Raw genomic sequence first — 13,061 nt, forward strand, 5'->3', positions numbered from 1 at the left:
GAAATGTTTGACTTGCTCATTTTGCTTTTTTATAGTGTGTGCTCACTCAAAATTTACGTTGGCGCTTTGTTTTGTTCAGTTTTCAAAGAGCAATTATTCAATCACTTACCTCGTAAGCGACTTTATTATCTTACCACGCATCCAAGCTCTTGTCAACATTTATTTATGTTGTTTTGTTGATTGAATGTTTATTAATTTGTTTGTCATTGTTGCGACTCCTAATATATTATCAGGTTGTTTTATTTCCGTCAATAGATATTTTACTATTTTATAAAAAATACATGGCTTGCCTCCACTTTCGTTAAATCAATAGAAGCTTCAAGGAGTTTTCCTTGAAGCTTCTTTCAACACCTTCCGCTTTCACTTCTATACTATCCAATATCCGATAGCCGCTAGAGCAGCAACTCCCGGTATCCCAAGCAGTCCAGCAACCGCAGAGGTCACTAAATTGATCGGGACATGAATACCCGCTTGATTACCCAGCATATTAAGGAAGAATAAAAAAGCTGCCCCAATGATGACTTTTATAATGCCTTGTCCTATAAATCGAATGGGTTTCAATGGTGCTCCTATAATTAAAAGAACAAGAATCAAACCGCCAATTACAGCCACAAAAACAATTGGTTCCAATCTCATACCTCCCCACAAGCTTGTATTACACTTATATGTTGGATGATATAGATAAAGAACCGGCCCAAAAAAATGGTTATAAAGGAAACCCCTTATAACCACGGTCTATCATCTTTGTATGCGTACATTTCTTCTTTTCACTTCTCTAAATAAGTAGAAATACTTCACTTCCGCTAACCTCGTTTGTGCGATTACTTCTACAGATGGGTCTACACTTTTTTCAAGTAAGGATTTTTGGTTATGCCAATTCCTTTTCAACTGTTCAAGTTCCCCTATCAACGCCTCATTATATTCGTTCCGAAGCTGTTTTTTTTTACGAAAGAACACGCGGAGTCCTCCAAGCTATCTTATATTTCTCTTCTTCCTTCTATTGCTTTTGATAGAGTCACTTCATCTGCATACTCCAAGTCCCCTCCAACCGGAAGTCCGTGAGCAATCCGCGTCACTTTAATTCCCGATGGTTTAAGCAACCGGGAAATGTACATGGCCGTCGCTTCTCCTTCGATATTAGGATTCGTGGCCAATATGACCTCCTGTACCGTTTCATCTTGAAGTCGCTTCAATAAATCAGGAATATTTATATCTTCCGGACCAATACCGTCCATTGGCGAAATACTGCCATGCAATACATGATACAGGCCATTGAATTCCCTCATCTTTTCCATGGCTATGACATCCTTAGGGTCCTGCACGACACATATCAAGTCCCTATCTCTTCTTTGATCCTCGCAAATATAGCAAGGATCCTGATCCGTTATGTGCCCGCATACTGTGCAGTACATGAGATTTCGCTTTGCATTCACCAACGCTTTCGCAAAATCCAAAACAGTATCTTCTTTCATGCTCAGTACATGAAAGGCTAATCGAGCCGCAGTTTTCGGCCCTATCCCCGGCAATTTCATAAAGCTATCAATAAGCTTGGAAATCGGTTCTGGATAATGCATCAAATTCCTCCTAAAATTTCAAAAGAAACCCCCTTGAAAGGAAGTTTCTTTTAAACTTGCTTAAAACATGCCTGGAAGGTTCATTCCCTTGGTGAATTGTCCCATCGTTTGGCTTGTTAGTTCTTCTGCCTTTTTCAAAGCATCATTGGTAGCAGCCAACACTAGATCTTGCAGCATATCGATATCATCCGGGTCAACGACTTCCGGTTTGATAATGACATCTACGATTTCCTTATGTCCGGTTACAATAACCGTTACCATTCCGCCACCAGCTGTTCCTTCAATCTTCTTTTCACCTAACTCTTCTTGTGCCTCTGCCATTTTCTTTTGCATCTTTTGCATTTGTTTCATCATATTTTGCATATTACCGCCACGCATACCCATTTTTCCTACCTCCAATTATTCTTTAATTTCGAGCAAATCATCTCCGACTAACTTTCTTGCTTCGGCTATGAAAGGGTCTTCTTCTTTTGATTCCGTTTCTTCTGGGCCTTCAAACTGTTGTGTTGAAATAAAATCCTCCCGCAACTTCTGCCACTGACTCTCCGGAACTCCGGCTATCTCCATACGATGACCAGTTAATTGCTGCATGATAGAGGCGATCACTTCTATGAAACGGTTATTTTCCATCGCCATTTGGCAATGAATATCATATTTGAATTTTACCACAAAAGCTTCCGTAGACGCAGCAACAGGTTCCGCTTCCGTCAACAGAGCCGCGAGTGACTTTTGGTTTTGCTGCCCTAACTGTTCAAGCACTTCCCCCCATTTACTCTTTACACCCTGTAAATTAGGTTTCGTGGCTTGCTTCAATACTTGGTTTATCTTTCCCGTCGGCGCCTTGTAAGCCTTTTTCATCGACCGTTGGGGTTTTGCCTGTTCCGCCGGTTTTTCAGAAACAACGGCAGCAATTCCATTTTTCTGTAAATCCATCATTTGTTTTTCCAACGCTTCTATCTTTTGAAGCAATTGTTGGACCTTCCCGTTATCCATTTCATTAGGCTTTTGCTCATTACATAGCTTCACCAGGGAAACTTCCAGGAATATACGGGGATGGTTCGTCCACCTCATATCTTGTTGCGTTTGGTTGAAACTTTCAATAATCGAATAGATCGATTTAGAAGGGATCACTTCTGCCAACTCCTTGAATTGCGGGTCAATCAACACCCTTTCAAAGGATTCTGCAAGAGATGGGGCAGCCTGGAACAGAAGCATGTCACGGAAATAATAAATCATATCTTCAATGAAGCGGGCTGGGTCTTTTCCCATAGCCAATAATTCATCAAGGACTTCAAGAGCCACGGCAACTTCCTTATCGTATATCGCTTTCGCCAATCTACTTAAGAACGATTGAGACACGGAGCCCGTTACCGTTAAAGCATCTTCCACCGATACCGTTTCGGAACTGAATGAAATGGCCTGGTCAAGTAGACTAAGCGCATCACGCATCCCGCCCTCGGCTGCTCTGGCAATGATGTGAAGAGCCTGCTCATCACAGGAAATCCCACTCTCGGCGATGATTTGTGACATCCGTCCGACAATGTCCTGTGGTTGTATTCTTTTAAAATCAAATCGCTGACAGCGGGAAATGATCGTTAATGGAATTTTATGAGGTTCAGTCGTCGCCAATATGAAAATGACGTGCTTTGGTGGTTCTTCCAATGTTTTTAATAAGGCATTAAACGCCCCCTGCGAAAGCATGTGTACCTCATCAATAATATAAACTTTATATGTAACCGCATTCGGTGCATATTTGACCTTATCACGAATGTCACGGATTTCTTCGACGCCATTATTGGATGCTGCATCTATTTCAATAACATCTGATATGGAGCCATCGGTGATTCCGCGGCAAGTAGCACATTCGTTACAGGGTTCACTTGTAGGCGCATGTTCGCAGTTAACTGCTTTTGCAAGTATTTTGGCCGCACTCGTTTTCCCTGTCCCACGCGGTCCCGAGAATAAATAGGCATGGGAAACTTTTTGCCCGACAAGAGCATTCTGCAACGTTTTCGTCACATGCCCCTGTCCAACAACATCAATGAACTGTTGTGGCCGCCACACTCGGTATAATGCCTGATACCCCACGGAAATCCCTCCTTATTTTCTCCATCATTTCTATTATACCGTACTGGTTTCCTTAATTTCAAAATCCATTAAAGAAAAATGCTCCGATGAACCGAATTACCTTCTTAACGCGCAAAAAAACCCACCCTTTACGAATGAGTTTTTTGATTATGTAAAATAACTGCCGTGCACCTTCCGTCGATTAGCAACCATAAGCGTTACTTAAGCAGTTAGCTCAGCCCAGGCAACCCTGCGGCACATGAGAACTTCCACTTAATGCTGCTTCCTTCCGGACCTGACATGGTTCATGGAGACCCATTGCGCAGGACCCGGGCGTCAACACCACTTACTTAAGGCAGACCCTACAGAATGCTAACCTCGAGAAGGAATTCAACCTCGCTAGAGCGGATTGCGAGTACAGGGCACCGCTACCTCCCCGTCTAGCACGGCAAATGTGAGACCAATATTCATAGCGTCACTACGACGCATATCTTATTATACTAAGGTTATAAAAAAAACGCAAGTGTTGGGCAAGGAATGGCAATAATCCATTTTTTAGGAGGTGAAAAACTGACACTTAGTCTCACGTCATTAATTTTCCGTTACCTGACTTTCTTCCCTTTTCTTTTGCTTCAGTGCTTTCTTTCGATTCCTCAGTTGTTTAAAGAAAGCTGTTAAAATCCCGCCACACTCTTCTTCAAGCACACCGCTCGTAACCTCACATTGATGATTGAACCGCTGATCTTGAAGTAAGTCCATAAAGGTTCCCGCACAGCCTGCTTTTGGATCATGGGCACCAAATACGACCCGTTTCACCCTTGACTGCAGAATTGCGCCAGCACACATCGGACATGGCTCCAGTGTGACATAAAGCGTCGCCTCTTCAAGTCGCCAACTACCAAGTTCCACACACGCTTCATTGATGGCAAGCAGCTCCGCATGGGCTATCGCGTTTTGGTCCGTTTCCCGCAAATTATGACCTCTCGCAACGATCCGGTCTTCTATAACTATTATGGCCCCGATTGGTACTTCATTCAGTTGGCGCGCTTTCTCAGCTTCACCCAAGGCTACGTTCATATAATATATATCATCTTTCATGAAAAAAACCCCCTTTTACTAAGTAGGAGTAAATAGACAAATATAAGACAAAATAAAGGTCAACTACTTATTCTAATGAATAGTACCGTAAGCAGCTACCTGTCGCAAGTAATTTTGCATACTTAAGGAGGATACTACATGAACCGACCTGATTCCCCTTCAATCGCCCTACTGATTATCGATATGATCAATGACTTTAATTTCGATAATGGGGATATGCTCCTTCAACATACTAAAGCTATCATGAAACCGATAATAGAATTAAAAAGATATATGAAAGAAAATGGCTATCCAATCATTTATATTAACGATCACTATAAGTTATGGCAGGCCGATTACAATAAAATCATCGAGACCTGCAAAAATGAAAGAAATGCTAATCTAATAGAAAGAATCAAACCAGAGCAAGATGAGTTCTTCTTAATCAAACCGAAGCATTCCGCTTTTTATGGAACGGCGCTGAACACACTTCTCCATCAACTTCATGTAAAACGTTTGATCCTCACAGGGATTGCCGGTAACATCTGTGTCCTTTTCACAGCCAACGATGCTTATATGAGAGAATATGAATTATGGGTTCCTGAAGATTGTATCGCTTCTGCCTCAAAGGATGATAACTATTATGCACTGACCATGATGAACCACGTCCTTAAAGCTTCTACAAAGAAAAGTTCATTGGATTTTTGAGTATTTCCCTTCGTGCTTACCAGTCATTCTCTACAATTTGGAACCAACAAAATACCACAGAATCCTCCCAGTTGTGTTACAATATCTTTTGGCTGAAAAACATAACAAACTGGAAGTTTCAGTCCGATACCTCATTGAAGGAGGACAGAATGGATGAAAACCATCCCATTTATCACTGTCGAAGGACCTATTGGTGTGGGAAAAACATCACTTGCAAAAGTAATTTCTGATCACTTCAACATTTCTTTATTGAAAGAAATCGTTGATGAAAATCCATTTCTCGGGAAATTTTACGATAATATCGATGAGTGGAGCTTTCAAACAGAGATGTTTTTTCTATGTAACCGTTATAAGCAATTAGAAGATATTGAAACCAAGTTTCTCACCAATGAACAAGCCGTGGTGGCTGATTATCATATATTCAAGAATTTGATTTTTGCAGAACGAACGTTAAAGGACGAACAGTACAATAAATACATTGAAATATTTAATATTTTAACTCGAGACATGCCGAAGCCAAATATGGTCATTTATTTGAATGCTAGTTTAGACACACTCTTAACTCGAATTAGCAAAAGAGGGCGTGAATTCGAAAAAAATATCAGTCCTAGTTACCTACAACAGCTATCCTCAGATTATCAAATATTCATGGAAACGTTCGAACAACAGCACCCAGACATACCCGTCCTCACATTTAATGGGGATGATTTAGACTTCGTCGGGAACAAGAACGATCTAAATATGATGATTAACCAAATAGAGAATGCCCTGCAAAAAGGAGTAGTACCACATGAACTTGCGTAAAAAGTATAATATCCCGAACAATGCTGTCATTACAATAGCCGGTACGGTTGGCGTAGGTAAATCGACGATGACGAATGCCTTGGCGGATGCCCTGCAATTCAGGACATCCTTTGAAAAGGTGGATGCCAACCCTTATCTTGATAAATTCTATGATGATTTTGATCGTTGGAGTTTCCACCTGCAAATCTATTTCCTCGCTGAACGTTTTAAAGAGCAGAAAAAGATTTTCGAGTATGGCGGTGGCTTCATTCAGGACCGATCCATTTATGAAGATACGGGGATTTTTGCGAAAATGCACTATGAAAAAGGCACTATGAATGAAGTGGACTACGAAACGTATACCAGCCTGTTCAACGCCATGGTGCTGACACCTTACTTCCCCCACCCCGATTTGGTTATCTATCTTGAGGGTTCAATCGATGATATCCTTAATCGAATCCAAGTACGTGGACGTCCGATGGAACAGCATACACCGATTGAATATTGGCAGGAAATGCACAATCGTTACGAGGAATGGATCAATCAATTCAATGCCTGTCCGGTCCTTCGTTTAAACATTAATGAATATGATCTTATGCATGATGAAGCTAGCATCGAACCTCTTATAAAACGGATTGCTGAATACATGGAACAAACCCGTTTACTACGTAATAAATAAATAAAAACCATTGGCATTGGTGCCAATGGTTTTTTTGTTATATCAGAAAACAAAAATCCCGTTACATTTCTGTAACGGGACAACGATATCCAATTTATGCGCTGTGGTTATTAATAAGTTATGGAGGAGGTAGAGGGATTCGAACCCCCGCGGGATTTGACTCCCCTGTCGGTTTTCAAGACCGATCCCTTCAGCCGAACTTGGGTATACCTCCGTATCAACATTTATTATATTACACCGATTCACAAAAGAAGTCAAGCACTCTTAGAACACTTTTTTAAAATAATTATTAGTGGACCAGATTACCCTTTTCGGGGTCTGGTCCACACTATGATTTTAAACATTATTTTGGCTTGATGACTTCCGCACCACGCATATATGGGCGTAATACTTCAGGGATGATGACCGTGCCGTCTTCCTGTTGATAGTTTTCCAAAAGAGCGGCTACTGTCCGTCCAATGGCAAGACCTGATCCATTCAATGTATGAACGTGTTCCGGTTTGCCTTTCGCCTCACGACGGAAACGGATATTGGCCCGTCTAGCCTGGAATGCCTCAAAGTTACTGCATGATGAGATTTCCCGGTAGGTTCCATAGCTTGGAATCCATACTTCAAGGTCATATTTTTTAGCGGCAGTAAATCCAAGATCACCCGTACACATACTCAGGACTCGGTAAGGCAATCCAAGTAATTGAAGAACTTTCTCGGCATGACCTGTAAGTTTTTCTAATTCTGCGTATGAATCTTCCGGCTTCACGAATTTCACTAATTCCACTTTGTTGAATTGATGCTGGCGAATTAACCCGCGTGTATCCCGGCCTGCAGAACCTGCTTCTGAACGGAAAGATGCACTATATGCCGCATAGCTGATTGGCAGATCATCCGAACTCAAGATTTCATCACGATGGAAGTTGGTAACCGGTACTTCCGCAGTAGGAATCAAGAAATAATCCTCGCTTTCAATTCTGAATGCGTCTTCCTCGAACTTAGGCAGCTGTCCTGTACCTGTCATACTTGCACGATTGACCATATAAGGAGGAAGCATTTCCTCATATCCATGTTCTTCGACATGTAAATCCAGCATAAAGCTAATCAATGCACGTTCCAAACGGGCACCAAGACCTCTATAAAAGACAAAACGGCTACCCGTCACTTTCGCAGCTCTTTCGAAGTCCAGTATTCCTAGATCACCAGCCACATCCCAATGGGGCTTAGGTTCGAATGTGAATTCCGGCAATTCACCCCATTTGCGAATTTCCACGTTATCATCTTCCGTTTCACCTACAGGAACACTTTCATGTGGAATATTCGGTATAGAAAGGAGCAACTTCTCTAATTGCGCTTCTACTTCACGTAGTTCTTCGTCATACCCCTTTATTTGATCGCCAACCTGACGCATCTCCGTAATCAGTTGGTCTGCATCTTTCTTCTCCCGCTTTAAAACGGCTACCTGTTGAGATACTTCATTACGTTTACTTTTTAACTTTTCTGTATCGGCAATTAAAGACCGGCGTTTAACGTCCAGTTCCTCGAATTTACCCAAATCGGTCAAATCTTCTCCCCTGAATTGCAAAACATTCTTTAACTCTTCAAAGTTATTTCTTACGTATTTCAAGTCCAACATTACATTTCCTCCTTATTTACTGATGATTTTACTCGAGAACGCAAAAAACTCCCGTCCCCTCGAAGAAGGGACGAGAGTTAACCCGCGTTGCCACCCTAGTTAAAGGTGTACGAAAAAACACCTTCCACTTATCACGATAACGGCTTTTAGCCGAAAGTAATTACTAACCTAGTAAAGGCGTTCCATACTTTACTCCAGGAGGGATTCATAAGACTCTCACACCGATTTGCACCAGCCACCGGCTCTCTTAAGAAAGAAGCACTTATTACTTTTTCCTGTCATGGTTTTCTCGAAATCAAATTGTTTTCCATAATGTACTATAATTTTACACATTACGCAACCATTTTATACACGAAAATTAAAACCAGCCTTTAACCGTAGAGGCTACACTGCTCCATACATCACCGAAGAATCCACCGATTGCGCGCATTGATAATACGAACCAGTTAGCTTTATCAACAGTTTCAGCAGCCACTAAATCGACTTTCGCTGTATCACTGTTAATAAATCCATAATCTTCACCCTGCTTAGGAGTTACAGCGATATAACCCAGCTTCTCCCCTTTTTTGATTGGGGCTGTTAACTTACCATCTTTATTCAACTTGCTTTTATCAACTACAACTTTAGTATTATATTGATCTTTTTCGCCGTTTTCGACTAGCATTTCAATCGCTTTCTTAGATTGAACTTTAATGCTGTCTTCCTTCCCTTTCACGACAGCCAGGCTCTTGCTACCTTTTACTTCGTAATTAGCAGGAAGGACTTTTTCTTTTTTAAATGTACTGTATGCATAATTCATCAGCTTAGTGCTATCGGCAAAACGTTCGTTTTTAGTAGTGGATTTCATCACTACCGTTATATAACGCTGCCCATCTCGGATGACTGTGCCCGTATGAGCGTAACCAGCGTAGTCTGTAGAACCTGTTTTAAGTCCATCTACACCCTCATATTCAAAAATTAGACCAGGTAACATCCAGTTGAAATTAGAATACTCTTTTCCATCTCGGAACTTCAGCTTAGAAATACTGGCATAATCTAATACTTCCGGATAGTCGTTAATTAGACGATAAGCAAGAAGTGCCGTATCTTTAGCTGTCATGACATTCTCTTCATCAGCCTTACCAGTAGGGTATTCCCCTAAAAGATCCGAGTTATTTAAACCACTCGCGTTAACAAATTTATAATGCTTCAGTCCTAATTTACCAGCTTTTTCATTCATCAATTTCACGAAATTCTTTTCACTGCCAGAAATTAGCTGCGCAAGAGCTACTGTTGCAGCATTTCCTGAATAGACAGCCATAGCTTGGTATAGTTCCTTAACTGTATAATCTTCTCCTTCAGTTAAGCCAATATTCGACAAGTTCGGTGCCTTTGAAAGATCGTGAACATACTTATTTATTTTAACCTTTTGATCCCAAGTGATTTTCCCATTTTTAATCGCTTCCATGATGATATACTCTGTCATCATTTTTGACATAGAAGCAATGCCTAAAACTTTATCGGCATTTTTTTCGTAGACGATTTGCCCTGTTACTCCATCAATGATGATGGCAGCCTCTGCCTTTAAGCCTAAATCAGTTTCAGCTTGAGCCTTCTGTGGTTGATAGGCAAATTGTGACATAACAAGAACAAAGACAAAAGTGAAAACGAGAGTAATCTTGCTGATTTTTTTCAATTTCCAATACCTCCAACTATTAAGCTTATCTCTATAGAATACAAAGAATTCTATGTAATCCCCTTGACACTTTGTCTAGTTTATCACAGAAAAAATAAAAAAAATAGACAGAGTAATCGAAGACCCTGTCTATTTTTACAATAAATTTTTATGACAATCATATGTTAATTTGATTACATAGAATAATTGGGAGCTTCTTTGGTAATTTGTACATCATGTGGATGACTTTCTCTTAATCCAGCACCCGTCATCTTAACAAACTGAGCATTATCTCTCAACTCTTCTAATGAACCAGTTCCGCAATAACCCATACCGGACCGGATTCCACCAATTAACTGATAGATGGTTTCTGATAGTGGCCCTTTATAAGGAAGTCTGCCTTCAATTCCTTCTGGCACGAATTTCTTATTATCTTCTTGGAAATACCGATCTTTAGAACCCTTTTCCATAGCAGCAACGGAACCCATTCCCCGATATACTTTGAAACGGCGTCCTTGGAAAATTTCCGTTTCTCCAGGGCTCTCAGTTGTTCCGGCTAACATGCTACCTAGCATAACGGCATGACCACCTGCAGCAAGTGCCTTGACGATATCGCCCGAGTATTTAATTCCTCCATCTGCAATAATCGTTTTACCATGCTTTCTTGCTTCTGTAGCACAATCGTAAACAGCGGTGATTTGTGGGACACCCACACCGGCAACCACCCGAGTAGTACAAATTGAACCTGGTCCGATCCCCACTTTAACAACATCGGCTCCTGCCTCGATTAAAGCTTTCGTTCCTTCGGCAGTTGCAACGTTTCCTGCGATGATTGTTAAATTAGGATAAGCCTCACGGATATCTTTTACTACGTTAAGGACCCCAGCAGAGTGACCATGTGCCGTATCTAGTACAATAGCATCTACTTGAGACTTCACTAGCATTTCTACACGTTTCATTGTGTCTTTGGTTACTCCCACCGCTGCACCTGCAAGTAGTCTACCTTGCTTATCTTTAGCGGAATTGGGAAACTCGATGACTTTTTCAATATCTTTAATTGTAATAAGGCCCTTTAATACGCCTTGATCATTTACAAGAGGTAGTTTTTCAATTTTATACTTTTGAAGAATCTTTTCAGCTTGTTCCAAGTTTGTTCCAACCGGGGCCGTCACAAGATTCTCCACAGTCATTACACTGGAAATTTTCAAGGAGAAATCGGAAATAAATCGCAAGTCACGGTTTGTAATGATACCAACGAGCTTTTGTTCCTCTTCATTATTAACGACAGGAACACCTGAGATCCGGTATTTACCCATTAAATGCTCTGCGTCAAACACTTGATGATCGGGCGTCAAGAAAAATGGATCCGTAATGACACCACTTTCTGACCGTTTTACTTTATCAACCAGTTCAGCTTGAGCCTCAATCGACATATTTTTATGAATGATACCTAATCCACCTTGACGGGCCATCGCAATTGCCATTTCAGCTTCTGTTACGGTATCCATTCCTGCACTGATGATAGGAAGGTTAAGCCTTAAATTTTCTGCTAGATTGACCTGAAGATTAACATCTTTCGGTAAAACCTCTGATTTTGCCGGTATTAATAGGACATCATCAAAAGTTAAACCCTCTTTTGCAAATTTATTTTCCCACATTTTTTTCCCCTCCTACTTAAAAATATTATTTGTAGGTTATCAATTGGTTATACTACTGTCAAGATAAGAATGAAATGTTTGATTATTCTATTAATTAAAAGGAGTACTCATTATGCCTGAAAACAATGATAATTTCGATAAATTTACCCCCTTTTTTTCGGCTACTTCTTCTCAACTTTTTTTACAAAAACGTTATACGCAAGGAAAAATAGAAGATGCCGAAAAAAAAAGTTATGAAAACTGTTACCCATTCATTTACTATATTGAGCACTCTAAAATCTACTATAACCAATCAGCCAAAGCACCTCTTTGCATACAACCAATCTTATCCTTTTATGGGTTTACCCATTTATTAAAAGCCTGCCTCCTTACCGTTAATCCTAACTATCCGGAGTCTACCTCTTTACTTGCCCATGGAGTCACGACAAGGAAAAGAAAAAAACAGCAATATGATTTTTTAAAGGATGAAGTAAAAACACAGAAGAATGGACTTTTCACTTCGGTTGCCGAAAACTTATTCCATATTAAACATTTGGAAGGGGAGAAGTTTTCGATGGAATCCTTATTGGCAGAAATTCCTGAATTGCAATCGATTGCGTGGACCCATTCCAAAACAAATTTCATCACGCCCGTTTATATCCATGATGGTTTTGAACTACCTTCTTCTATACTCGATAGCTACCAAATGACGGCCGACCGTTTCTTCGAATTCATGAAGAGTAAAACGAAAGAAGTAACTGACTTGAAAGAGATGAAGGGGAGGCTATCATTAAAAGTAGATGGGCCACTCGGCATGAATGGGCCCTCTCCTATGCGATTCAATATGGAGGCTGAACTTTTTATGCTATCACTCAATAAGAATTCACCGGCTTTTTCACTACCTGAACTCCTGATTCATTATTTAATCTCATACAACCTTAGTATAATAGCTCGTTATGAAACAGAATGGTGGGCAGAACTCCTGAAAACGATGCCGAATGATGATTACCCCTCTATTGTGCAGTTCCTTAAAATAAGCCAAGCCAAGATACCTTTGTTAGTCTTCGAATGGCTTAAACCTGGAAGTCTTGGTCGGTGAAATTCCTGAAAGATCATAAGTCACTAGGGGCATACACCCCTTTTTTGCACACAAAAAAAGGCCAAGCCTAATGGCTGACCTTTAAAATGGCTTGGCGGCGTCCTACTCTCACAGGGGGAAACCCCCAACTACCATCGGCGCTGAAGAGCTTAACTGCCG

Annotated in this window: 13 protein-coding genes, 1 tRNA gene, 1 rRNA gene, 1 other RNA gene and 1 other annotated feature; of the genes, 4 read left to right on the forward strand and 12 right to left on the reverse strand. The window is 40.8% G+C overall.

Features of this window, described 5'->3' with window-relative positions; genetic code table 11:
• Positions 1–366: 366 nt before the first annotated feature.
• The 7 genes from ACQKL0_RS19980 to tadA form a co-directional block, all read right to left on the reverse strand.
• Complete coding sequence (locus ACQKL0_RS19980) at positions 367–636, reverse strand: pro-sigmaK processing inhibitor BofA family protein (RefSeq protein WP_402876139.1); 270 nt, start codon at positions 634–636, stop codon at positions 367–369.
• A gap of 102 nt (positions 637–738) precedes the next feature.
• Entirely contained in the window at positions 739–957 is a 219-nt protein-coding gene (locus ACQKL0_RS19985; protein WP_402959830.1) for a YaaL family protein, read from the reverse strand.
• 20 nt (positions 958–977) lie between these two features.
• The gene (recR, locus tag ACQKL0_RS19990; protein WP_402876135.1) at positions 978–1,574 is read right to left on the reverse strand and encodes a recombination mediator RecR; all 597 of its coding nucleotides are present in this window, start codon (positions 1,572–1,574) and stop codon (positions 978–980) included.
• Between the two features lie 60 nt (positions 1,575–1,634).
• Complete coding sequence (locus tag ACQKL0_RS19995) at positions 1,635–1,952, reverse strand: YbaB/EbfC family nucleoid-associated protein (protein WP_402876141.1); 318 nt, start codon at positions 1,950–1,952, stop codon at positions 1,635–1,637.
• A 21-nt stretch (positions 1,953–1,973) separates the two neighbouring features.
• Positions 1,974–3,662: a DNA polymerase III subunit gamma/tau gene (dnaX, locus tag ACQKL0_RS20000; RefSeq protein WP_427689188.1), complete on the reverse strand. Its 1,689-nt coding sequence runs from the start codon at positions 3,660–3,662 to the stop codon at positions 1,974–1,976.
• A gap of 163 nt (positions 3,663–3,825) precedes the next feature.
• Positions 3,826–4,090: signal recognition particle sRNA large type (gene ffs, locus ACQKL0_RS20005), an RNA gene on the reverse strand.
• A 142-nt stretch (positions 4,091–4,232) separates the two neighbouring features.
• Positions 4,233–4,739 carry a tRNA adenosine(34) deaminase TadA gene (gene tadA / locus ACQKL0_RS20010; RefSeq protein WP_427689190.1) on the reverse strand — a complete coding sequence of 169 codons (507 nt, stop codon included), beginning with the start codon at positions 4,737–4,739 and terminating at the stop codon, positions 4,233–4,235.
• A gap of 138 nt (positions 4,740–4,877) precedes the next feature.
• Here tadA and ACQKL0_RS20015 point away from each other — a divergent pair, with 138 nt between their 5' ends.
• From ACQKL0_RS20015 to ACQKL0_RS20025, 3 genes are all read left to right on the forward strand, one after another.
• The gene (locus ACQKL0_RS20015; RefSeq protein WP_402959835.1) at positions 4,878–5,426 is read left to right on the forward strand and encodes an isochorismatase family cysteine hydrolase; all 549 of its coding nucleotides are present in this window, start codon (positions 4,878–4,880) and stop codon (positions 5,424–5,426) included.
• Between the two features lie 153 nt (positions 5,427–5,579).
• A complete protein-coding gene (locus ACQKL0_RS20020; RefSeq protein ID WP_402876129.1) occupies positions 5,580–6,230 on the forward strand; it encodes a deoxynucleoside kinase in 651 nt (216 codons plus the stop codon).
• Positions 6,217–6,888, forward strand: a complete 672-nt coding sequence (locus tag ACQKL0_RS20025; RefSeq protein ID WP_402876127.1) for a deoxynucleoside kinase — start codon at positions 6,217–6,219, stop codon at positions 6,886–6,888. The genes ACQKL0_RS20020 and ACQKL0_RS20025 overlap by 14 nt, the downstream gene beginning before the upstream one ends.
• A gap of 121 nt (positions 6,889–7,009) precedes the next feature.
• On the opposite strand, the gene ACQKL0_RS20030 is transcribed toward ACQKL0_RS20025, so the two are convergent.
• From ACQKL0_RS20030 to guaB, 4 genes are all read right to left on the reverse strand, one after another.
• Positions 7,010–7,102 (reverse strand) — tRNA-Ser (locus ACQKL0_RS20030).
• A 129-nt stretch (positions 7,103–7,231) separates the two neighbouring features.
• Positions 7,232–8,512 carry a serine--tRNA ligase gene (gene serS, locus ACQKL0_RS20035; RefSeq protein WP_427689192.1) on the reverse strand — a complete coding sequence of 427 codons (1,281 nt, stop codon included), beginning with the start codon at positions 8,510–8,512 and terminating at the stop codon, positions 7,232–7,234.
• Positions 8,513–8,575: 63 nt separating this feature from the next.
• Positions 8,576–8,803: a binding site (T-box leader), on the reverse strand.
• 67 nt (positions 8,804–8,870) lie between these two features.
• The gene (locus ACQKL0_RS20040; RefSeq protein WP_402876124.1) at positions 8,871–10,187 is read right to left on the reverse strand and encodes a D-alanyl-D-alanine carboxypeptidase family protein; all 1,317 of its coding nucleotides are present in this window, start codon (positions 10,185–10,187) and stop codon (positions 8,871–8,873) included.
• A 173-nt stretch (positions 10,188–10,360) separates the two neighbouring features.
• Positions 10,361–11,824, reverse strand: a complete 1,464-nt coding sequence (gene guaB / locus ACQKL0_RS20045) for an IMP dehydrogenase (RefSeq protein WP_402876122.1) — start codon at positions 11,822–11,824, stop codon at positions 10,361–10,363.
• Between the two features lie 112 nt (positions 11,825–11,936).
• Between guaB and ACQKL0_RS20050 the strand changes: the two genes are divergently transcribed.
• Complete coding sequence (locus ACQKL0_RS20050; RefSeq protein WP_427689194.1) at positions 11,937–12,902, forward strand: YaaC family protein; 966 nt, start codon at positions 11,937–11,939, stop codon at positions 12,900–12,902.
• 89 nt (positions 12,903–12,991) lie between these two features.
• On the opposite strand, the gene rrf is transcribed toward ACQKL0_RS20050, so the two are convergent.
• Positions 12,992–13,061, reverse strand: a 5S ribosomal RNA gene (gene rrf / locus ACQKL0_RS20055); the annotation flags it as partial.

It is taken from the genome of Peribacillus sp. NPDC097264, assembly GCF_050277925.1.
Classification (GTDB): Bacteria; Bacillota; Bacilli; order Bacillales; family DSM-1321; genus Peribacillus.

Excerpts from the sequence above, each read along its gene's own strand:
- ACQKL0_RS19995 (WP_402876141.1), bottom strand. The coding sequence starts at position 1,952 with ATGCGTGGCGGTAATATGCAAAATATGATGAAACAAATGCAAAAGATG.
- serS (WP_427689192.1), bottom strand. The coding sequence starts at position 8,512 with ATGTTGGACTTGAAATACGTAAGAAATAACTTTGAAGAGTTAAAGAAT.
- ACQKL0_RS20050 (WP_427689194.1), top strand. The coding sequence starts at position 11,937 with ATGCCTGAAAACAATGATAATTTCGATAAATTTACCCCCTTTTTTTCG.
- ACQKL0_RS20020 (WP_402876129.1), top strand. The coding sequence starts at position 5,580 with ATGAAAACCATCCCATTTATCACTGTCGAAGGACCTATTGGTGTGGGA.
- ACQKL0_RS19980 (WP_402876139.1), bottom strand. The coding sequence starts at position 636 with ATGAGATTGGAACCAATTGTTTTTGTGGCTGTAATTGGCGGTTTGATT.
- guaB (WP_402876122.1), bottom strand. The coding sequence starts at position 11,824 with ATGTGGGAAAATAAATTTGCAAAAGAGGGTTTAACTTTTGATGATGTC.
- ACQKL0_RS20025 (WP_402876127.1), top strand. The coding sequence starts at position 6,217 with ATGAACTTGCGTAAAAAGTATAATATCCCGAACAATGCTGTCATTACA.
- tadA (WP_427689190.1), bottom strand. The coding sequence starts at position 4,739 with ATGAAAGATGATATATATTATATGAACGTAGCCTTGGGTGAAGCTGAG.
- ACQKL0_RS20015 (WP_402959835.1), top strand. The coding sequence starts at position 4,878 with ATGAACCGACCTGATTCCCCTTCAATCGCCCTACTGATTATCGATATG.
- recR (WP_402876135.1), bottom strand. The coding sequence starts at position 1,574 with ATGCATTATCCAGAACCGATTTCCAAGCTTATTGATAGCTTTATGAAA.